Source organism: Pseudonocardia oceani (assembly GCF_019263585.2).
Taxonomy (GTDB): Bacteria; Actinomycetota; Actinomycetes; order Mycobacteriales; family Pseudonocardiaceae; genus Pseudonocardia; species Pseudonocardia oceani.
In genome coordinates this window covers 6,580,341-6,600,087 of the sequence record NZ_JADQDF010000001.1, presented here as the reverse complement: position 1 = coordinate 6,600,087, position 19,747 = coordinate 6,580,341, and the positions used below count along the sequence as shown (strand labels likewise).

The following is a 19,747-nucleotide window of genomic DNA, read 5'->3' as shown; positions in this document are numbered from 1 at the left end:
CCGGTGACACCCCGGTGAGCCCGGCACGCGTCCGGGTGATCAGCACCGGCGTCCGGCCCGGCGCGTCGGCGCGGCGGTGAGCGGGTCCTCGGGCCAGGGGTGCTTCGGGTAGCGCCCGCGCAGCTCGGCCCGCACCTGCGGGTAGCCGGTCGTCCAGAACGACGCCAGATCGGCGGTGACGGCGGCCGGGCGCCCGGCGGGGGAGAGCAGGTGCAGCACCACCGGGAGCCGCCCGCCCGCGACGGTCGGGGTGTCGGTCCAGCCGAAGCACTCCTGCACGCGGACGGCGAGGACGGGCTGGTCACCGGACCAGTCGAGCGTGATCGACGACCCGGTCGGCACCGTGATCCGCTCCGGCGCGAGCTCGTCGAGGGTGCTCGTGTGGCGCCAGTCCAGCCGTGACCGCAGCACCGGCCCGGCGTCGATCCGCCCGAGGTCGGCACGGGAGCGGGCGCGGGTGAACGGCCCGGTCCACCACGGGTCGGGGTCGGCGAGCAGCGCGGTGTCGCCCACGTCGGGCCACGGATCGCCGATCACCCGGTGCAGGGCGGCGAGCCGGTCGCGCAGCCGCCGGGCGCCGTCGGTCCAGCGCAGCAGCCCCAGCCCCTCGCTGCGCAGGCCCTCGAGCAGTGCGGCGCGCAGGAGCGCGGGGTCGGGGCGGTCGAGGCGGCGCTCCTCCAGCACGATCGCGCCCAGGCGCCGGACGTGCCGGGCGACGACGTCACCGTCGCCCTGCCCTCGCGAGGACCACACCACCTCGTCGGCCTCGACCAGCAGTGCGGGAGCGGCGAGCTCGGCCAGCTCCCGGTCTGCCGCCGCGGCCAGGCGGACGGTGCCGTTCTCCGCGCCCGGCGCCCGGTCCGCGACCGCCACCGCCAGCCACTCCGCGGCGGCCTGCGGGCTCCCGGGCGGCAGCGCGACCGCCGTGCCGCCCGCCATCAGGTAGAGCTCGCCGCGCGCCCGGCCGCGGGGGGCGTCCTCGACCGCGGCGGCCGTCCGTCGCCGCCGCGCCAGCCGCTCGGGGTGGGCCAGGGCGACGACCAGGGCTGCGCCGCCCTCCTCCCTGCGCCCTTCCGCCCTGCCGCCGGCCCCCACCAGCCGCCGCAGCCGCGCGGCCTCGGTCCGCCAGCGCCCGCTGCCCGGGGCCGTCCCCGCGCGCAGGGCCACCAGCTCGACGTCGGCGTCGGACCCGGCGCCGAGCGTGTCGTCGTCGAGCAGCGCGACGACCTCCGCCGCCGCCCGCGCCCCGACCAGCGCCGCCCCGTCGAGCAGGGCGCGTGCCAGCCGCGGGTGCAGGCCCAGCCCGGCCATCCGGCGGCCGCGGGCGGTGGCCGCGCCGGTCGCGTCCAGGGCGCCCAGCGCGCGCAGCACCTGCTGCCCGGCGCGCAGCGGCCCCTCCGGCGGGGCGTCCCACCAGCGCAGACCGCTGCCGTCCGGGGTGCCCCAGCAGGCGAGGTCGAGCGCGAGGCGCGTGAGGTCGGCGGTGCGGATCTCCGGTTCGGGGTAGCGGGGGAGGAGCTCGCCCTCGGGCCAGCAGCGGTGCACCCGCCCCGGCGCCTCGCGGCCCGCGCGCCCGGCCCGCTGCTGAGCGACGGCGTCGGACACGCGGACGGTGACGAGCCCGGCCATCCCGCGGCGGTGGTCGACGCGCGGCGTGCGGGCCAGCCCGGCGTCGACGACGGCGCGGACGCCCGGCACGGTCAGGCTCGACTCGGCCACCGCCGTCGCGAGGACGACGCGGCGCCGCGGACCGGCCGCGTCCGAGCTCGGACGCAGCGCGGCGTCCTGCTCGGCCGCCGGCAGCCGCCCGTGCAGCGGCAGGACGTCGGCGTCGAGGCCCGACAGCGCGGCCGCGGTCCGCCGGATCTCCGCGACGCCGGGGAGGAACGCGAGCACGTCGCCGTCGCCGCCGTCGAGGGCGGCCCGCACCGCCCGCGCGACGGTGGCCTCGATCCGCTCGCCGCGCAGCGGCGGGTCGTGGCGCACGGCCACCGGGAACGTGCGGGCCTCGACGCGCAGCACGGGCGCGTCGTCGTCGGCCCCCGGCCCGAGCAGCTCCGCGAGCCGGCCCGTCGCGATGGTGGCCGAGGTGGCGAGCAGCCGCAGGTCGGGGCGCAGGCCGTCGCGGGCGTCGAGGAGCAGGGCGAGGAGCAGGTCGGCGTCGAGGTGGCGCTCGTGGCACTCGTCGAGCAGGACGGTGCCGACGCCCGCGAGCTCCGGGTCGGCGGCCAGGCGGCGCAGCAGCAGCCCGGACGTGACGACCTCGACGCGGGTGCGCGCCGAGGTCCGGGAGTCGCCGCGCACGGAGTAGCCGACGGTCTCCCCGACGGGCTCCCCCAGCAGCGACGCCATCCGCGCCGCCGCGGCCCGCGCGGCGAGGCGGCGGGGTTCGGCGACGACCACGCGCCCGTCGAGCGCGAGCAGCGCGAGCGGGACCAGCGTCGTCTTGCCGGTGCCGGGCGGCGCCACCAGCACCGCGGCGCCGCGGTCGGCGAGCGTCGCGGTGATGTCGTCGAGCGCGGCGCGCACGGGGAGATCGGGCAGCTTCATCGCCGCCCACTCTCCCCGAGCGCGGGTGCGGGCGTGCTGCGAGGATCGACCGGTGACCTGGCTCCCCCGCACCCTCGGCGTGCTGACCGCCGCCTACGGCCTGTCCACGCTGGTCCGACCCGCGATCTTCGCGAGGCCCGCCGGGCTGTCGGGGGCCGAGCCGCCCGCGCCGATCGGCATCCTCGTCCGCGCGGTCGGTGTGCGCGACCTCGCCAACGGCGTCGCCATGGCCGCCGCCCCCGCGGGCCCGGCCCTGCAGCTCGCCGTGGCCGCCCGCATCGCGGGCGACCTGGGCGACGCGCTGACCTTCGCCCTCTCGCCGAACGACGACCCCGCGGCCCGCAGGAAGGCGATCGGCGTCGGCCTGGGCTGGGGGGCGCTCAACGTGGTCGGGCTGCTGGCCGCGCGCCGCTGAGGCTCCACCCGCACGGCCGGCTGCGGACGCACGACGGGCCCACCGACATCGTCGGCGGGCCCGTCTCCGTGCGTGAGGTCGTGGGTCAGACCCCGGCGACGTCCTTCGCGAGCGACGCCACGTGCGTCTGCGCGGCGGACACGACGCCCGAGCGGTTCTTGTGGTTCTCCTCGAACGCGACGACGGCGGTCACGTCGTCCACCGCGGTGAGCTTGCGGATCGCGGCGATGGCGTCCTGCGCCGTCATCTCCTCGTAGTGCGGGATCGGCAGCTCCGAGGCCTTCAACGAGCCCAGGTTGCGACGGGTGTCGTGCATCACCTGCGCGGCGCCGTCCGAGCCCTCGCGGCGGGCGACCTTCTCGGCCCGGCCCAGAGCCGCGTCGCGGCCCGCGGTGACGACCTCGCCGGCGTCGGAGCCCAGGCGCGTGACGGTGCCGACGACGTCGCCGGCGACCTCCTTGGCCTGCTCGCCGGTGCGCTGCACGGCGGCGACGGCCTGGTTGAAGCGCTCGATCGCGAACCGCGTGGGGAGCCCGACGACGCGGTTGACGCCCCCGGCGACGCGCTGCAGCGGAGTGGGCTCCAGGGCGGTGACGCCGCCGATCGCCTCCTCCGCGAGCACGGTCGTCAGCCACTCGACGGTGGCCTCGTGCGCGGTGACCAGGTCGTCGGCGAGCTGCTCGGTCGAGGTGCGGCCGGCGCGGCGGGCGAGCGTGCGCACGTAGACGGCCCGGTCGCGGAGCTGGTGCTCGAGGGTGAGGTCGCCGAGGAGCACCTCGTCGAGGGGCTGGCCCTGCTCGACGGTGGCCTTGACGAACGCGAGGACGCGGCCGATGGCGGGCGTGACGACGTCCGGCACACCGCCGACGGCCGAGAGCTCGCGGGCGATGCGGGTCGAGCGTCGATCGGCGTTGGCCGCGTTCTCCTCGAGCTCGCGGCGGACGGCGTCGGTGCGGGCCTGTGCGGTCCGGACGCGGGCGATCTGCGCCTCCGTGCGGGTGAGCTGGTGGAGGGCGCGGAGCTGGGTGATCAGGGTCGGGGTGACCGTTCCGGTGTCCATGACAACGGAGTACCCACGCCTCCCGGGGGCTCATCCGTCACCGACCGTGTGTCCGTACTCACTGGTCAGCCACCGCTCTCCGTGTCGTCCAGCCGCGCCCGCGCGCGGGCCGTGCGGGTCGCGGCCGTGCCGGCCTCGCGGGCGGCGGCCCGGGCGTCCTGCGCGGCCTCCCGGTTCCGCGTGGCGGACTCGCGCTCGTGGCGCTGGGCGGCCTCGAGCTCCGTGGTGAGCGCGGCGACCCGCTCCCGAGCCTGCTCGTGCTCCTGCGCCGCCCGCTCGTGCTCGGCCTCCGCTGCGTCGCGCCGCTCGCGGGTGGCGGCCTCGAGCTCCTCGGCGTCGGCGAGGTCGCGGCGGCGCTCCTCCCGCTCGCGCTCGCGCCGGGCGACCTCCGCGGGGTCCTCGGCCGGTTCCGCGTCCTCGTCCTCGGTCGGATCGGCCGGCGGGGCGGGCGGCGGAGCGGCGGCCACCCGCGCCGCCACGGCGCCGGGGTCGGACTCGGGCCCGAATCCGGAGTAGCTGATCGTGCGCGTCAGGCGCCCGGAGCGGACCTCGTCCGCGACGACCGGGTCGGCCAGCGCCGCCTCCAGGATGTCGCCGAGCTCGCGCAGCAGGGAGTCGTTGACGGACTCGTGCGCCTCCCGCGCGAGCCGCCCCGCCTCCCGCGCCATCGCCGAGACGAGCTGGCGGCGGCGCGTCGACAGGGTCCGCAGGGCCGGGCCGTCGAGGGTCCGCTGGGCGTCGGCGAGGCTCCCGGCCAGGCCGAGCAGCCCGTCGAGCTGCTCGCGCCGGCGGCGGGCCAGCAGGTTGGCGAGCCACGCCGCCCGGGTGGGCCGGCGCAGCCGCGCGGCGGCCGTCGCGAACTCCTTGTCGCCGCGCTCGCGGGCCGCCTTCACGGCCTCGTCGCGGGTGGCGACGAAGTCGGCGGGCGGCGCGGAGTACAGCGCGTCGGCCAGCTCGTCGATGTCCACGGGGCGCACCCTAGGACGCTGCTGGGAGTCAGCACAGCAGGCGCACAGACCACGCACAGGAAGGAGCGACAGGGTGGGTCCCATGAGCGACCACCACGACCACGACGGCGACCACGAGCACGGCCACGAGCACGGCCACGAGCACGACCTCGGCCTCGCCCACGACCTGCCCCGCCTCGTGAGCCGCCGCCGCCTGCTCGGCCTGCTCACCGGGGCGGGCGCGCTCACCCTGGCCGGGTGCGCCGCGGCCGCGACCGGCACCACGACCGGCGCGACCACCGCGACCGGAACCACCACCGGCGAGATCCCCGAGGAGACCGCGGGCCCCTACCCGGGCGACGGCTCCAACGGCCCGAACGTCCTCACCGAGAGCGGCGTCGTGCGCGGCGACATCCGGTCGAGCTTCGGCTCCCTGTCGGGCACCGCGCCGGGCGTGCCGCTGACGATCACCCTGACGATGGTCGACGCCGCGTCCGGCGCCGCGCTCCCCGGCGCCACCGTCTACCTCTGGCACTGCGACCGCGACGGGCGGTACTCGCTCTACGACGTCGCCGACCAGAACTACCTGCGCGGGGTCCAGGAGGCCGACGCGAACGGCCGCCTCACCTTCACGACGATCTTCCCGGCCGCCTACTCGGGACGCTGGCCGCACGCCCACTTCGAGGTCTACCCCGACCTCGCCGCGGCCACGACGCCCGACAACGCCACCGTCACCTCCCAGCTCGCCCTGCCCCAGGACGTCTGCGAGGCCGTGTACGCCACCGACGGCTACTCCGCCAGCGTCCGCAACCTGGCCCGCACCTCGCTGGAGCGCGACATGGTCTTCTCCGACGGCTACGCCTCGCAGCTCGCGACCGTCACCGGCGACCTCACGACGGGCCTCGCGGCGACCCTCACGGTCGGCGTCGACGCCTGACCGGCGGCCCCGGCGTCGCCCTCGCGGGTGCGGCAGGATGTGCCGGTGACCGCGACCCCACCCGCCCGGTCCGACGCCGAACGGGCCCGTGACGCCGCGGCGGCGCTGGCGCGGCTGCGGCCCGGCGTCGTCGACGAGGCCGCGCGCGTGCTGGAGCCCTCGGACGCCGTGGGGTTCGTCGCCCGGCTGGACCTGTGGTTCGCCGACCTGCACGCCCCGCTGGCCGCGCTCTACACCGAGCCCGACGCGCTGGCCGAGCGGCTGGTGCACCTCGCGCTGCGGGCCGCGGCGCAGCGCCCGGCCGACCTGCGCGCGGTCGACCGCCGCCGCGAGATCGACCCGCACTGGTTCCAGCACCAGCGGATGGTCGGCTACGTCGCCTACACCGACCGGTTCGCCGGCACGCTCGGCGAGCTGCCCGGCCGGCTCGACCACCTCGCCGAGCTGGGCGTCACCTACGTGCACCTCATGCCGCTGCTCCGGCCCCGCGAGGGCGCCAACGACGGCGGCTACGCGGTGGCCGACTACCGCGCCGTCGACCCCCGCGTGGGCACGATGGACGACCTCTCCGCCCTCGCCGCCGCCCTGCGCGCGCGGGACATGAGCCTGTGCGTCGACCTCGTGCTCAACCACACCGCGCGCGAGCACCCGTGGGCGCAGGGCTGGCTCGCGGACGACCCGAGGTACGACGGCTTCTACCTCGCCTTCCCCGACCGCACGCTGCCCGACGCGTTCGAGGAGACCGTCGTCGACGTCTTCCCCGACCAGGCTCCCGGCTCCTTCACCCACGTGCCGGGCACGGGCTGGGTCTGGACGACGTTCTTCGACTACCAGTGGGACCTCGACTACGGGAACCCCGCCGTCCTCACCGCGATGACCGACACGATCCTGTGGCTGGCCAACCGCGGCGTCGAGATCTTCCGGATGGACGCCGTCCCGTTCATGGGCAAGCGCCTGGGCACGCCGTGCATCAACCAGCCAGAGGTGCACGACATCGTCCAGGCCATGCACGCGGCCGTGAAGCTCGCGGCACCGGCCACGGTGTTCAAGGCCGAGGCGATCGTCGCGCCCGACGAGCTGGTGGCCTACCTCGGTGCCCACGACCGGTACCGCCCCGAGTGCGAGCTGGCCTACCACAACCAGCTCATGGTCATGCTGTGGTCGAGCCTGGCCACGAAGGACGCCCGGCTCGCGGTGCAGTCGCTGCGCCGGCTGCGCCCGATCCCCGGCGAGACGTCCTGGGCCACCTACGTGCGCTGCCACGACGACATCGGCTGGGCCGTCGGCGACGTCGACGCGCGAGCGGTCGGGTACGACCCGCATCTCCACCGCGACTTCCTCAACGCCTTCTACGCAGGCGAGTTCCCGCTGTCGTTCGCCCGCGGCGCGCGGTTCGGCGAGAACCCCGCGACCGGCGACGCCCGCATCTCCGGCTCGGCTGCGGCGCTGTGCGGGATCAGCGACGCGCGCGAGCGGGGCGACGCCCACGCCCTCGAGCTCGGCGTGCGGCGCCTGGTGCTGCTGCACGCCGTCGCCTTCGCCTGGGGCGGGGTGCCGCTGCTGTACATGGGCGACGAGCTGGCGCAGGGCAACGACACCGCCTACGTCGACGACCCCGCGCTCGCGGCCGACAACCGCTGGATGCACCGCCCGTACTTCGACGACGCCGCGGCCGCGCACCGGCACGACCCTGCGACGGTCGAGGGGCGGGTGTTCGGCTGGATGCGGGCGCTGGCCCAGGCCCGGGCGTCGCAGCAGGCGCTGCACGCGGCGGGGGAGTCGGCGGTGCTGGAGGTCGACTCGCCCCACGTGCTGGCCTGGTGGCGGCGCCACCCGCGCAGCGGGAACTTCGTCGGCATGGTCAACATGGCCGAGCACCCGGTGACCGTCGACGCCCACGTCCTCGACGGCCTCGGTGCGTTGGAGACCGTGCTGTCCTCGGACGGCCCGCTGCTGGTGCAGGACGGGCGGCTCGTCGTGCCGGGTCTCGGGTTCGTCTGGCTGGCGGAGCCCTAGAGGAGACGGCTACCGCTGCTGCTCGGCCGCCAGCCGCTGCGCCACCACCTGCTGCATCCGCTGCAGGCCGGGCACGCCGAGCGTGCCGACCTGGCCCTCGAGCTGGCGCAGCAGGTGCGGGTCGCCCATGGAGTTCTCGCTGGACTGGATGAGGACGGTGCCGGCGCCGGTGAAGTCGAACTGGCGCTCCTCGCCGGACTGCACGCCCAGCATCCCCAGCGCGCCCTGCAGGAACCCGGTCATCCAGCCGGCGTCGTAATGGTGGCTGGGGGAGGGGCAGTCGGCCCAGCCGACGAGCGCCTCGGGGTCGACCCGGATCGGCGGCTCGGCGAAGATCACCGGCCCGGAGCTGGACGCGAGGAACTTGCCGGTGCCGATGAGCGTCAGGAACCCGGGGACGATCGACTGCTTGAGCTCCAGGGTCGAGTCGAAGGCGAGCAGGTTGGCCGCGCGCAGCGTGAGGTTGCCGTCGTCGAGGTCGTAGCTGTTGATGTCGTAGCCGCGGTCGCCCAGGATCAGGTGCCCGGCGCCGGTCGCCACGACCCAGTCGCGGGTGTAGAGCGGGGCGGAGAACCGGGTGGCGACCATCCCGCCGAGGCTCGCGCCGGTGAGCGGCTCGAACCGGATGCCCTGGCTGTGCGGGGCGGGGTAGTAGGCGATCATGCGCCCGGTCTGCATGAACAGCTGCCCGTCCAGGCGCACGCAGTAGGCGTAGTGGTTGCCGGGGATGTTGTCGTTGTCGGGCAGGGTCTGCGGGTTGAGGGGGATCCCAGCAGGGTTGCTCACAGCTTCTGCTCCGATGCCTGGACGTAGACGGTTCCCTGACCCGTGCACCTGAGCTGCACGGCCTCGCCCGAGCCGCGGCCGACGGCGTCGCGCCAGCCGACCGAGGCGGCGATGTCGACGTTCACCTGCCCGATGTGGGCGACGTAGGCCTGCGGGTCGACGGCCACCGGGCGCCCGCCGACCGGGATCGCGATCGTGCCGCCGTGGCTCAGGACCGCCGCGGTGCCGTAGCCGTGCAGCTGCGTCGTGAACAGGCCCTGGCCGGAGACCGCGCCGCGCACCGCGCCGCGGATGCCGCCCTGCGAGCCGAGGAATACGACCGTCGACTGCAGCGCCGCGTCGTGCGCGACCAGCCGGTCGGCCTCGACCGAGAGCGGACCGGATCCGTCGAGCTCGATGATCGTGACGTAGAGGCCGCGGTAGCCGTAGTGCACGGTGCCGTTGCCCTGCGCGACCATCATCGCGACCTGCTCGCCGGACACCATCCGCCCGACCATCCCGCCCGCGCCGCCCGGGCCCATGTGGACGGGGGAGAAGTGGACGTCGCCGGTGTAGGCGAGCATCGCGCCCTTGCGCGCGAGCACCTCCCGGCCGTGCGTGACGGCGACCGAGATGACCTTGCTGTTGACCTGCTCGAAGGGCACGGCCGTCCTCCTCAGCGCTCTTCGGGCTGGATGTACACGACGCCGCTGCCGTCGAAGCGCAGGGAGAACGCCTCCCCGGAGCTCTCGCCGATGAGGTTGCGCCACGACACGTCGGTGACGAACGACTGGTTGAGCTGTCCCTGGCTCGCGACGAACGCGTCGGGGTCGACGACCAGCGGGAACTGGGGCGAGACCTCCAGCGCGATCGGCGGCCCGCCCGCGGACAGCAGCGCGACCGTCCCGTAGCCGGTGACGGTGGTCGTGAACAGGCCCTGCCCGGACGACGCGCCGCGCACCCCGGCGAAGGCGACGTCGGTCTTGAGCTTGTCCGACAGGGCGAGCAGCTGCTCGGACTCGACGCGCAGGGTGTCGCCGTTCAGCTCGACGATCAGCACCTCCATCGCGTCCTTCGCGAACCACACGGTGCCGTGCCCCGTGCAGTGCATGAGCGCGACGGACTCGCCCGCGGCGCGGCGCTTGAGGCCCGCCATCAGGCCGTCGCCGCCGCCCATGCCGGCGTTCTTGAACGTCACGTCGCCGGTGTAGGCGATCATCGATCCGGTGGAGGCGCGCACGGCGTCGCCCGCCAGGTCGATCTCGAGCACCCGCGACCCGTTGAGTCGGAATCCCTGCACGGCGGGGATCCTGGCACACGACCCACGGGTCGCGGGTCACGGTCCGGGCTCAGCCCAGTACGGCCGCGAGCTGCGGGGTGATGAGCTCGACGGCGTAGGGCAGGCTCAGCGGGCTGCCGAAGCCGATGGCGCCGTTGAAGTCCTCGTCGTAGCCGCCGGTGAAGAGCGTGCGCCCCTCCTGGACCACGGGCAGGCTCTGGAACAGGGGGTCGCCGGCCATGTCCTCGGCGGTGGCGCCCAGGACGATCAGCGCGTCGCTGTCGAGCTGCCCGATGGTCTCCGGGCCCAGCTCGGTGGTCGTCTCCGGGACGGTCAGGCCGACGCCGGTGAAGACCGAGGAGCGCAGGTCGTCGGCGCCGAGGAGATAGGGCACCCCGTCGACGGGCAGGTCGATGGTGACGTTGCGGCCCGCGAAGCCGGGGTTCGCGGCGCGCGCGTCGGCGAAGGCCTGCTCGACGGTGGCGATGGCGTCGGCCGCCCGGTCCTCGCGCCCGAGCGCCGTGCCGGTGATGCGGGTCTGCTCCTCCCAGCCGACGGTGCCGTCGGCCGAGACCGGGCCGACGGTGGGGGCGATGGCGCTCAGGGCGTCGTAGGTCGCCCGGTCCATGAACGAGTAGACGCCCATGATCAGGTCGGGCTCCAGCGCGGCGACCGCCTCCACGTTGATCTCCGTACCGCCGACGTCGGCGGGCTGCGCGCCGGCCAGCGCCTCCTGCGCCCACGGGCGGGCGGTCTCGTCGTACTCGCCGATGAAGTCGCGCACGCCGACCGGGACGACGCCCAGTGCGAGCAGGAAGTCGGCCTCGTTGAACCCGACGGCGACGACGCGCGCCGGCTCGGCCGGGATCGTCGCCTCGCCGTAGGCGTTCGGGATCGTGACCGGATAGGCGCCGCCCGCGGCGGGGGTGGCGGGCGCGGGGGTCTCGGCCGGGGAGGCGCAGCCGGCCAGGACGGCCGCGCCGACGGCGAGGGTCGCGACGGCGCGGGCGAGCAGGGAGCGGTGGGACATGGAGGTCCTTCGTGCGGGTGCAGGGTCGGGGAGAGGTTAGCCTCACCGAATCGGCCGTGCCGGACGTGATCCGTGATCGCACGGTCGTGGCGGCGGTGCGGCGCCTTCTAGGGTTCTGCTCGTCCCGGCCGTCGGGACCGGTCGGAGGTGGTGGTCGTGGGCGCGCGGATCGCGGGCGTGGAGGTGCACCTCCCCGGGCACCGGGTCGGCACCGCGGAGGTCGAGGCGCGGATCGGGGCGTCGGGGTGGTCGCCGCCGGCGGGGATGGTGCACCGGCTCACCGGGATCACCGCGCGGCACGTGGCAGGCGAGCACGAGCAGGCGTCCGACCTGGCCGTCGCCGCGGCGCGCAAGCTGCTGGCGGCCACCGGGACGGCCGCCGACGACGTCGACCTCCTGCTCTTCGCCTCGGCCAGCCAGGACATGGTCGAGCCCGCGACGGCGCACATCGTGGCGGCGAAGCTGGAGCTGTCGTGCCCGGTGATGGACGTCAAGAACGCCTGCAACAGCGTGCTCAACGGCATGGAGGTCGCCGACGCCCTCATCGCGACCGGGCGCTACGGCCGCGTGCTCGTGGTGAGCGGGGAGACGCCGTCGCGGGCCGTGCGGTGGGACGTCGACGGGATCCGCGACTTCCTGCGCGCCTTCCCCGGCTACACGCTGTCGGACGCGGGCGCCGCAGTGCTGCTCGTCCCGGGCGACGCGGACACGGGGATCCTGGGCTCGGGGTTCACCGCCGACTCGCGGCACTGGGAGGCGGGCACGCTGGCGGCGGGCGGGTCGCTGCACCCGCGGGACGTCGAGCACACCTACTTCGCGATGGACTCCGCGCGCCTCAAGGCGGCGTTCCTGGCCGTCGGCACCGGGATCCTCGACGACACGCTCGCGCGGCTGGGGCTGACGTGGGACGACATGGCGGTCGTCGCGGTGCACCAGGTGTCACTGCCCTACCTGGAGGTGTTCGCGCGCGGGGCCGGGGTGCCCGCGGAGAAGCTGGTCGTCACGGTCGCCGAGCACGGCAACGTCGCCTCGGCGAGCCTGCCGCTGCAGCTGGTCACCGCGCGCGAGCTCGGGCGGTGCGGGCCGGGCGACCTGGTCGCGCTGGTCGGGCTGGCGGGCGGCGTGAGCCTGGGGATCACGGTGGTGCGGCTGTGAAGGATCCGGCTGTGAACCTGTGGGTGGTCGTGCCCGCGTTCGACGAGGCCGCCGGCATCGGCGCGACCCTCGACGCGCTGGCCGCGCAGCAGGACCGCGACTTCCGGCTCGTCGTCGTCGACAACGCCTCGACCGACGGCACCGCCGACGTGGTGCGGGCGCACCCGCTGCCGGTCGAGGTGGTGGTCGAGCCGCAGCGCGGGACGGGGGCGGCGGCCGACACGGGCATGCGGTGGGCGATCGCGGCGGGCGCGACGCACCTGGCCCGCACCGACGCCGACTGCCTGCCCGCACCCGACTGGACCGCGCGGGTGAAGGCGGCGTTCGCCGAGCTCGACCTCGTCGCCGGGCGGCTGCTCCCGCGGCGCGACGAGGGGCTGCCGGCGTGGCAGCGCGGGGTGCTGGTCGGGGCGGTCGGGGTGGCGGGGATGTTCGGCCGGTTCCGCCCGGGCAACCGCGTGGCCGGGGCGCTGGGGCCCTACGTGATGTCGGCGGGCTGCAACACGGCGATCACCGCCGAGCTGTACGAGCGGGCGGGCGGGTTCCCGCGCACACGGATCCAGGACGTGCACGAGGACCGGGCGCTGGTCAACGCGGTGCGCCCGCTGACGGCCCGCTACGGCGCGCGGCGCGACGTCGTGGTGCGGGGGTCGAGCCGGCGGGTGCGGGCATGGGGGTTGGTCCGGACGCTGGGGTGGTACGCCGACCACCGGTACCGGCCCGAGCACGTGGACATCCGGTGATTCGCGGCTTCGCCGCCCGTGAGCGGCGATCGTGGTCGGGGGCACGGTTGCCGCTCACGACCGGGACCGGTGCCGGTGCCGGGGCCGGGGCGGCGCCTGGGAGCGGGGCGGCGACCGGGAGCGGGACGGCGACGTGGGAGCGGCGCGTGCAGCTCGGCGCGCACCCGGTGGCGTACCCGCTGGTCCGGGCGTTGGCGCGGATCGGGCCGGTGGTGCGGGTACCGCGGGTCGGGGTGGTCGTGAGCGACGCCGCGCTGGCCCGGGCCGTGCTCACCGACACCGCCTCGTTCGCCAAGACCGGGCCGGGCTCGCCCGCGGCGCTGTGGACTCCGGTCGTCGGGCCGTCGGTGCTGCTCAACATGGAGGGGGCCGAGCACGCGGCGCTGCGGCGGGCGCTGGCCGACCTGTTCACGCCGTCGGCGGTGGCCGCGCTGTGCTCACGCGTCCTGGCCGGGCCGTGCGCGGAGCTGCGCGGCCGGCTCGTGGCGGGGGAGGCCGTCGACCTGGTGCCGGTGGCGCAGCGGGCGGCCGGGGCGGTGATCGCCGGGCTGGTCGGGCTGGACGCCCGCGACGCTGCCGGGCCCGCGTTCGCGGCGGCCACCGCCGTGACGGGGATGGTGCGCCTGGCCCGACCGGAGCTGACGCCGCGGCAGGCCGCGCGGGGCCGGGCGGCGCTGGCGCGGATCACCGCACCCGCTGCCGACGCCTACCGCGAGGGCGGCCCCGGCACCGTCCCCGGCCGGATGCGTGAGCTCGGGCTGAGCGAGCGGGAGGCGCTGGGGGCGGTGGCGGCGTTCGCGCTGACCGGCACCGAGACCGTCGTGTCGTTCCTCCCGCGGCTGGTGGCGCTGCTGCACGACGCCGGGCTGCTGGACGCGCTGGCGGCCGACCGCGGGGGCGTCGACGCGTGCGTCGAGGAGGCGCTGAGGGTCACCGTGCCCTCGCCGGTGATGCTGCGCCGGGTCGCGGCGCCGGCCCGGATCGGGACGGTCGACGTGGTGGCGGGGGACCGGGTCGTCATCGCGACGGTGTCAGCGGCGCGGGCACACGGCGGTTTCGACCCCGACCGGCCGCACCCGCCCGCGCTCCGCCGCCTGTGGTTCGGGGCGGGCCCGCACTTCTGCCTGGGGATGCCGCTGGCCGTGGCGCAGGTGCGGCTGGTGCTCGACGCCGTGCTGGACGCGCACGGGCAGCGGCCGCTGCGGGTCGTGCGGCGGCGGGTGGCGCGGCGGGTGCTGATCCCGGCCTACCGGGAGATGGTGGTGCGGGGTGGCTGATCCCTCGGCGAACGACCTGCCGGACCTGCTGGTGGCGGTCCTCGCCGCGGCCGACCGGTACGGCGACGCCCCGGCCCTGACCGGCCCGCCGCCGCGGCGGATCGCGTTCCGCGGAACGCTCACGCACGGCCGGAACGCGTTCCGCGGAACGCTCGCCGAGCACGTACCCGCGTTCCGCGGAACGCGATCGGGACGCCCCAGCGCGTTCCGCGGAACACTCACCCACGCCCAGCTCGGGGAGCGGATCCGGGCCGTCGCCACCCACCTGACCAGGGCGGGCTTCGCGCCGGGGGAGCGGGTGCTGTTCTCCGTCCGCCCCTCCCCGGACTCGGTGGTGCTCGCGCTCGGGATCGTCGCGGCCGGCGGGACGGTCGTGTTCGTCGACCCGGGCGTCGGGCCCGCGCTGTTCGCCGCCCGCACCGAGCTCGCCGCACCGGGCTGGGCCGCGGCGGAGTCCGTGCTCTATGCGGCCGGGCGGCGCCCGCTGCGCGCCCTGGCCCGGCGCCGCGGCGTGCTCCTGCCCGACTACGCGGGTCTGCCGGTGCGCCACATCCGGGCGGGCCGGTGGCTGCCCGGCGTTCCGCGGAACGCGATCCCACTCGCCGCGCTGCTCCGTCCGGTCCCCGGGGCCGAGGTCGGAGCCGGGTACGAGAGTGCCCCGGACCAGGACGCCGTCGTCGTCTTCACCGCCGGCACCACCGCCGCACCCAGGGCCGTCGTCCACACCCGCGGCTCGCTGGGCGCCGCGCTCGACGTCCTCTCCACCCGCTGCGCCCTGGGTCCGGGCAGCCGCGTGCACACCGACCAGTTCCTGCTCGGGCTGCCCGCGCTCGTCGACGGCGGGCACTGGTCGATGCCGCCCTACGGCTTCGCCCCCGCCGCCCGCCCCGACGAGCTCGCCCGCGGGCTGGGCGCGGAGGTCGGCGGGCAGCGCGCCACCCACACGTTCCTCGTGCCGGCCGACCTCGCGGCGGTGCTCGACGCGGTCGAGCGCCGCGAGGTCGCCCTGCCGGACTCGCTGCGGCAGGTGCTCCTCGGCGCCGCGCCGGTCCTGCCTCCGCTGCTGCGCCGCGCCCGCGCCGCGCTGCCCGGCGTCGAGTTCCTGGCGGTCTACGGCATGACCGAGATCCTGCCCGTCGCCATCGCCACCGCGGAGGAGAAGCTCGCCCACCCCGGGCCCGGCGACCTCGTCGGCGCGCCCCTGCCCGGCGTACACGCCCGGATCGACGACGAGGGCCGGCTCGTCGTCGGCGGGGCCAACCTCGGCCACTACCTGGGCGAACCCCGGCGCTCCGAGCACACCACCGGCGACCTCGCCCGCATCGACCACGAAGAAGGCGGCGACACGGAGAACGGCGGCGACACGGAGAACGGCGGCGACACGGAGAACGGCGGCGACACGGAGAACGGCGGCGGCGCGATCGTCCTGCACGGCCGCGCCACCGACATGCTCATCCGCGGCCGAACCAACATCTACCCGGGCCTGCACGAGCCGGCGGTCGCCGCGCTGCCCGGCGTCGCCCAGGCCCTGCTCGTCGGCGTCCCCGACGCCATCGGCGACGACCGCGTCGTGCTGGCCCTGGTCGCCGCCCCCGGCACGCCGCCCGGGCTGGCCGACCGGGTGTGGGCCGCGCTGCCCGCGCTGGTCGACGCCGCCGCCCTGCCCGACGACGTCGTCCTCGTCGACGCCGTGCCGGTCGCCGGGCGCACCCGCAAGCCCGACCGGGCCGCGCTGGTCCGGATGCTGCGGCAGCGGTGATGCGCCTCGCCGTCACGGGGGCGGGCGGGTTCGTCGGCTCGGCGGTGGTCGACGCGGCCCGCGCCCGCGGCTGGGAGGTCCACCCGCTGACCCGCCGCGAGTGGGACCTCACCACCGGCCCGATGCCCCACCCGCCCCCCGTCGACGCCGTGGTGCACGCCGCGGCGGCCGTGACCGACTGGGGTGACCCCGCTCCCGTCTGGGCCGCCAACCTGCACGGCACCCGGCACGTGGTCGCGACCTTCCCGGGCGCGCGGCTGGTCCACGTCTCCACCGCCAGCGTCTACGACCCCTTCGTCCCGACCGTCGACGCCCCCGAGTCCGCCGGCCCGGCCGCGCGTCACCTCACCCCGTACGGCGCCTCGAAGGCCGCAGCGGAGCGCCTGCTCGCCGGGCGGCCCGGCACGGTCGTGCTGCGCCCGCACGCCGTCTACGGCCCCGGCGACCCGACGCTCCTACCGCGGATCCTCGGCGCCGTCCGCGGCCGCACGCTCGTCGTCGCCGGGGACGGGGGAGCGCGGCACACCCTCACCGCCGTCGGCACACTCGCGCAGGCCTGCCTGCTCGCCTGCACCGGCCCGCCCGGCACCTACAACGTCGGCGACGCCGCACCCGTCACCCTCGACACCGCCGTCACCGCGCTGCTGCGCGCCCGCGGCCTCGACGTCACCGTCCGGCACGTCCCCGTCCGCCTCGCATGGGCGCTCGCCGGGGCGGCGGAGGGCGCGTTCCGGGCGCTGCGCCGGCCCGCGCCCCCGCGCCTGACCCGCTACGCCGTCAGCCAGCTCGGCGTCGAGCGCACCCTTGACCTCACCGCCGCCCGCACCCGGCTCGGCCTCGACCCGCCGCCGACGTCGTTCACCGGCGCCGCAGCCTGGTAGCCGACGAGCGGTGGCCCGACCCGCCCAGCGGCACCCCGTGCGCGACGGACGGAGTTTGTCGCGACAGCCCCCGGGGGAACCGTGATCATGTCGCCCCCCGCCCCCGGGCACGTCGAGTTCGTGCACCGCAGCTGGCCCGCCGATCCCGCCCAACTGACCGTCATCCGCCACGAGCTCGCGGGGTGGCTCGCGCCGCTGTCGCTCACCGACGACGAGACGGCCGACGTCGTCCTCGCCGTCGACGAGGCCGCCGCCAACGCCGTCCGCCACGCCTACGGCCCGGACGAGTCCGGCGCCGTCGAACTCACCCTCTGGACCGAGGCCGCCGACGACGAGGGCCCCGCGACCCTCTGCATCGAGGTCGTCGACCACGGCCACTGGCAGCCGCCCGCCGACGAGCCCACCGAGGGTGGCCGGGGCATCCCGCTCATGAGCACGATGTCCGAATCGGTCCTCATCCACTACGACGAACGGGGAAGCCGGGTCCTGCTCCGCCACCGCATCCCCGACGCTGCGTGACGACCGGCCGTAACCTACGGTAACCCCGCTCGTTCCCGAGGTATGGGTCGGGGACAGCGCGCGCGGTGGGTCGGGGGTGCCGCGCTCGCCGCGGCGGTGGTGGCGGGGCTGGGGGTGGTCCCGGCGGCCGCGCAGGAGGCCGACCTGCCGGTGCCCTACGGGGCGCTGGCCACGCTCGCGGCGGAAGCGGCGGCGCCCGGCTCCAGTCCGCCCGGCTCCAACGACTACGACTGCGAGCCCACCGCCGAGCACCCCGACCCCGTCGTCCTCGTGCACGGCCTCGGCGCGAACCGGACGGTCAACTGGCAGACGATGTCGCCGCTGCTGGCCAACGAGGGCTACTGCGTCTTCGCCCTCACCTACGGCACCGCGCTCGCCGGCGAGCAGGTCGGCGGGCTGCGGCCGATGGAGCAGAGCGCGGAGGAGCTGGCCGCCTTCGTCGACGGCGTTCTGGCGGCCACCGGCGGGAAGCGGATCGACCTCGTCGGGCACTCCGAGGGCACCCTGATGCCGCAGTACTGGCTCCAGTTCCTCGGCGGCGACGCCCTCGTCGACGACTACGTCGCCGTCACCCCGCTCTACGACGGCACGCTCGCCGACCCGCTCCCCGTCGACGCGCTGGTGGACGCCCTGGGCGTGCGCGACGCCGCCGGCGCCCCGGTCGCCCTGGCCTGCGGCTCCTGCCCCCAGTTCATCTCCGGCTCGGACCACCTGGACCGGATGGCCGCCGCGGGCACCCGCGTCGAGGGGATCGACTACACGACGGTCATGACGCGCTACGACCAGCTGGTGATCCCCTACACGAGCGGCGTGCTCGAGGGCGCCACCAACATCGTCGTGCAGGACGGCTGCGAGATCGACTTCTCCGACCACCTGTCGATCATCTTCTCCGAGCGGACCGGGCAGGTCATCCTCAACGCGCTCGACCCGGAGGACGCGCAGGACCTGCCCTGCCGCCCGGTCGCCCCGCTGCTGGGCAACGAGTTGATCAGTGTGAACTGAGCAACCCCCACAGCTCCTCGACGTGCTCGCGCTCCGTGGCGACCGACCCGATCGCCACGCGGATCACGTAGCGCCCGTCGACGACGGTGTGGGTGAGCAGGACCCGGCCCGTGGCGTTGACGCGCTCCAGCAGGGCTCGCGTCTCGTCGTCGCCGGCCGAGAGCCGCAGGCACACCAGCGACAGCGACCGCGGCACCGCCAGCTCGAACCCCGGCTCCGCGACGATCCACGACTCCAGCTCCGCGGCCAGCGCGACGTGCCCGCGCAGGTGGGCGCGCACGCCCTCCAGACCGAACCCGTGCAGCACCGACCACAGCTTCAGCGCGCGGAAGCGGCGGCCCAGCGGCACCTGCCAGTCGCGGTAGTCCACGACCTGCCCGGAGTCGGTGGCGCTGTTGCGCAGGTACTCCGGCGTGATCGACAGCGCGGCGGGCAGCGCGGTGGCGTCGCGCACCCACAGCAGCGAGGCGTCGAACGCCGTGAGCAGCCACTTGTGCGCGTCGGTGCAGAAGCTGTCGGCGAGCTCGACCCCGTCGATCACGTCCCGGTGCTCCGGGCACAGCGCCGCGACCCCCGCCCACGCCGCGTCCACGTGCACCCAGATCTCGCGGCCGGGGGTGCCGTGCTCCCGCGCCGCCACCGCGACCTCCCGCACCGGGTCGACGGCACCGGTGCCCGTCGTGCCGATCGTCGGGCAGACCAGCACCGGCCGCAGCCCCGCCGCGACGTCCTCGGCCGCCATCTCCGCGAACGCCTGCGCCGACATCGCCAGCGACCCGGGCGACGGCGGCACGATCCGCAGCGCCGCGGCCCCCAGCCCGGCCACCCGCACCGCCTTGGCCAGCGACGAGTGCGTCTCGGCGGTGACGTAGACGCGCTCGGTTCCGTCGACGCCCCGCTCCCGCCACGCCCCGCCCGACGTCCGGTGCAGCGCGGCCAGCAGCGCGACGAGCGCGGCCGAGGAGGCGGAGTCGGCGATCGTGCCGCCCCCGCCGCCCGCCCAGGTGTAGGCCGGGTCGAGCCCGAGGGCGTCGGCGAGCCCGTCGAGCAGGACCTGCTCCACCTCGGTGGCCGCGGGCGAGGTCGACCACAACATGCCCTGCACGCCCAGGCCGCCGGACAGCAGGTCGCCGAGCACGGAGTGCAGCGAGGCGTTGGCCGGGAAGTAGCCGAAGAAGCCCGGGGACTGCCAGTGCGTGGTGGCCGGGACCACGACGCGGTCGAGCTCGGCCAGCAGCGCGTCGAACGGCTGGGGCTGCTCGGCCAGCGCCGGCATCCGCTCCCGCACCCAGCCCGGCTCCACCTGCGCCCGCACCGGGTGCTCGCCGATGCCGGCGCGGTACCCGGCGACCCAGTCGACGACGGCGTGTCCGAGGCGGCGGAACTCCTCGGGATCGAGATCACTCATGGGC

The 19,747-nt window shown here is 76.2% G+C and carries 18 protein-coding genes; 10 read left to right on the top strand and 8 right to left on the bottom strand.

The annotated features are described in order from the left end of the window. Positions 1–39: 39 nt before the first annotated feature. Positions 40–2,550: an ATP-dependent helicase HrpB gene (hrpB, locus tag I4I82_RS33010; protein ID WP_218596384.1), complete on the bottom strand. Its 2,511-nt coding sequence runs from the start codon at positions 2,548–2,550 to the stop codon at positions 40–42. A gap of 52 nt (positions 2,551–2,602) precedes the next feature. Here hrpB and I4I82_RS33005 point away from each other — a divergent pair, with 52 nt between their 5' ends. Beyond that, a complete protein-coding gene (locus tag I4I82_RS33005) occupies positions 2,603–2,965 on the top strand; it encodes a hypothetical protein (RefSeq protein WP_218592706.1) in 363 nt (120 codons plus the stop codon). Between the two features lie 85 nt (positions 2,966–3,050). Here I4I82_RS33005 and I4I82_RS33000 read toward each other — a convergent pair whose 3' ends face one another. Beyond that, positions 3,051–4,025, bottom strand: a complete 975-nt coding sequence (locus I4I82_RS33000) for a ferritin-like domain-containing protein (RefSeq protein WP_218592705.1) — start codon at positions 4,023–4,025, stop codon at positions 3,051–3,053. A gap of 65 nt (positions 4,026–4,090) precedes the next feature. After that, entirely contained in the window at positions 4,091–4,993 is a 903-nt protein-coding gene (locus I4I82_RS32995; RefSeq protein WP_218592704.1) for a hypothetical protein, read from the bottom strand. Positions 4,994–5,075: 82 nt separating this feature from the next. On the opposite strand from I4I82_RS32995, the gene I4I82_RS32990 reads away from it, so the two are divergent. Together I4I82_RS32990 and I4I82_RS32985 are read left to right on the top strand one after the other, a co-directional pair. Continuing rightward, entirely contained in the window at positions 5,076–5,909 is an 834-nt protein-coding gene (locus I4I82_RS32990) for an intradiol ring-cleavage dioxygenase (RefSeq protein WP_218592703.1), read from the top strand. A 45-nt stretch (positions 5,910–5,954) separates the two neighbouring features. Further along, on the top strand, positions 5,955–7,925 hold the full coding sequence (locus tag I4I82_RS32985) for an alpha-amylase family protein (RefSeq protein ID WP_218592702.1): 1,971 nt from the start codon (positions 5,955–5,957) through the stop codon (positions 7,923–7,925). Between the two features lie 9 nt (positions 7,926–7,934). Here I4I82_RS32985 and I4I82_RS32980 read toward each other — a convergent pair whose 3' ends face one another. From I4I82_RS32980 to I4I82_RS32965, 4 genes are read right to left on the bottom strand one after another with little or no spacing between them, the layout of a single operon-like run. Continuing rightward, entirely contained in the window at positions 7,935–8,711 is a 777-nt protein-coding gene (locus tag I4I82_RS32980) for an AIM24 family protein (RefSeq protein WP_218592701.1), read from the bottom strand. After that, positions 8,708–9,355, bottom strand: coding sequence for an AIM24 family protein (locus I4I82_RS32975; RefSeq protein WP_218592700.1), 648 nt, complete (start codon positions 9,353–9,355; stop codon positions 8,708–8,710). Before I4I82_RS32975 ends, I4I82_RS32980 begins: the two co-directional genes overlap by 4 nt. Positions 9,356–9,366: 11 nt before the next feature. Beyond that, positions 9,367–9,990: an AIM24 family protein gene (locus tag I4I82_RS32970; RefSeq protein WP_218592699.1), complete on the bottom strand. Its 624-nt coding sequence runs from the start codon at positions 9,988–9,990 to the stop codon at positions 9,367–9,369. Between the two features lie 49 nt (positions 9,991–10,039). Continuing rightward, the gene (locus tag I4I82_RS32965; protein ID WP_218596383.1) at positions 10,040–10,999 is read right to left on the bottom strand and encodes an iron-siderophore ABC transporter substrate-binding protein; all 960 of its coding nucleotides are present in this window, start codon (positions 10,997–10,999) and stop codon (positions 10,040–10,042) included. A 156-nt stretch (positions 11,000–11,155) separates the two neighbouring features. Between I4I82_RS32965 and I4I82_RS32960 the strand changes: the two genes are divergently transcribed. From I4I82_RS32960 to I4I82_RS32930, 7 genes are all read left to right on the top strand, one after another. Beyond that, positions 11,156–12,154, top strand: coding sequence for a 3-oxoacyl-ACP synthase III family protein (locus I4I82_RS32960; RefSeq protein WP_218594886.1), 999 nt, complete (start codon positions 11,156–11,158; stop codon positions 12,152–12,154). An 11-nt stretch (positions 12,155–12,165) separates the two neighbouring features. Next, positions 12,166–12,897 carry a glycosyltransferase gene (locus tag I4I82_RS32955; protein ID WP_218596382.1) on the top strand — a complete coding sequence of 244 codons (732 nt, stop codon included), beginning with the start codon at positions 12,166–12,168 and terminating at the stop codon, positions 12,895–12,897. Between the two features lie 146 nt (positions 12,898–13,043). Further along, the gene (locus I4I82_RS32950; RefSeq protein WP_218597531.1) at positions 13,044–14,174 is read left to right on the top strand and encodes a cytochrome P450; all 1,131 of its coding nucleotides are present in this window, start codon (positions 13,044–13,046) and stop codon (positions 14,172–14,174) included. Continuing rightward, positions 14,167–15,933, top strand: coding sequence for an AMP-binding protein (locus I4I82_RS32945; protein ID WP_226370400.1), 1,767 nt, complete (start codon positions 14,167–14,169; stop codon positions 15,931–15,933). Before I4I82_RS32950 ends, I4I82_RS32945 begins: the two co-directional genes overlap by 8 nt. Next, the gene (locus tag I4I82_RS32940) at positions 15,933–16,814 is read left to right on the top strand and encodes an NAD-dependent epimerase/dehydratase family protein (protein WP_218596380.1); all 882 of its coding nucleotides are present in this window, start codon (positions 15,933–15,935) and stop codon (positions 16,812–16,814) included. The genes I4I82_RS32945 and I4I82_RS32940 overlap by 1 nt, the downstream gene beginning before the upstream one ends. Positions 16,815–16,901: 87 nt before the next feature. Next, positions 16,902–17,333, top strand: coding sequence for an ATP-binding protein (locus I4I82_RS32935; RefSeq protein ID WP_218596379.1), 432 nt, complete (start codon positions 16,902–16,904; stop codon positions 17,331–17,333). Positions 17,334–17,375: 42 nt separating this feature from the next. Beyond that, entirely contained in the window at positions 17,376–18,335 is a 960-nt protein-coding gene (locus I4I82_RS32930) for an esterase/lipase family protein (protein ID WP_218596378.1), read from the top strand. Here the strand turns inward: I4I82_RS32930 and I4I82_RS32925 are convergent. Further along, positions 18,322–19,743, bottom strand: coding sequence for a pyridoxal-dependent decarboxylase (locus tag I4I82_RS32925; protein ID WP_218596377.1), 1,422 nt, complete (start codon positions 19,741–19,743; stop codon positions 18,322–18,324). The two genes, I4I82_RS32930 and I4I82_RS32925, sit on opposite strands and share 14 nt — an antisense overlap. Positions 19,744–19,747 lie beyond the last annotated feature (4 nt).

Excerpts from the sequence above, each read along its gene's own strand:
- I4I82_RS32925 (WP_218596377.1), bottom strand. The coding sequence starts at position 19,743 with ATGAGTGATCTCGATCCCGAGGAGTTCCGCCGCCTCGGACACGCCGTC.
- I4I82_RS32935 (WP_218596379.1), top strand. The coding sequence starts at position 16,902 with ATGTCGCCCCCCGCCCCCGGGCACGTCGAGTTCGTGCACCGCAGCTGG.
- I4I82_RS32965 (WP_218596383.1), bottom strand. The coding sequence starts at position 10,999 with ATGTCCCACCGCTCCCTGCTCGCCCGCGCCGTCGCGACCCTCGCCGTC.
- I4I82_RS32930 (WP_218596378.1), top strand. The coding sequence starts at position 17,376 with ATGGGTCGGGGACAGCGCGCGCGGTGGGTCGGGGGTGCCGCGCTCGCC.
- hrpB (WP_218596384.1), bottom strand. The coding sequence starts at position 2,550 with ATGAAGCTGCCCGATCTCCCCGTGCGCGCCGCGCTCGACGACATCACC.
- I4I82_RS32940 (WP_218596380.1), top strand. The coding sequence starts at position 15,933 with ATGCGCCTCGCCGTCACGGGGGCGGGCGGGTTCGTCGGCTCGGCGGTG.
- I4I82_RS33000 (WP_218592705.1), bottom strand. The coding sequence starts at position 4,025 with ATGGACACCGGAACGGTCACCCCGACCCTGATCACCCAGCTCCGCGCC.
- I4I82_RS32990 (WP_218592703.1), top strand. The coding sequence starts at position 5,076 with ATGAGCGACCACCACGACCACGACGGCGACCACGAGCACGGCCACGAG.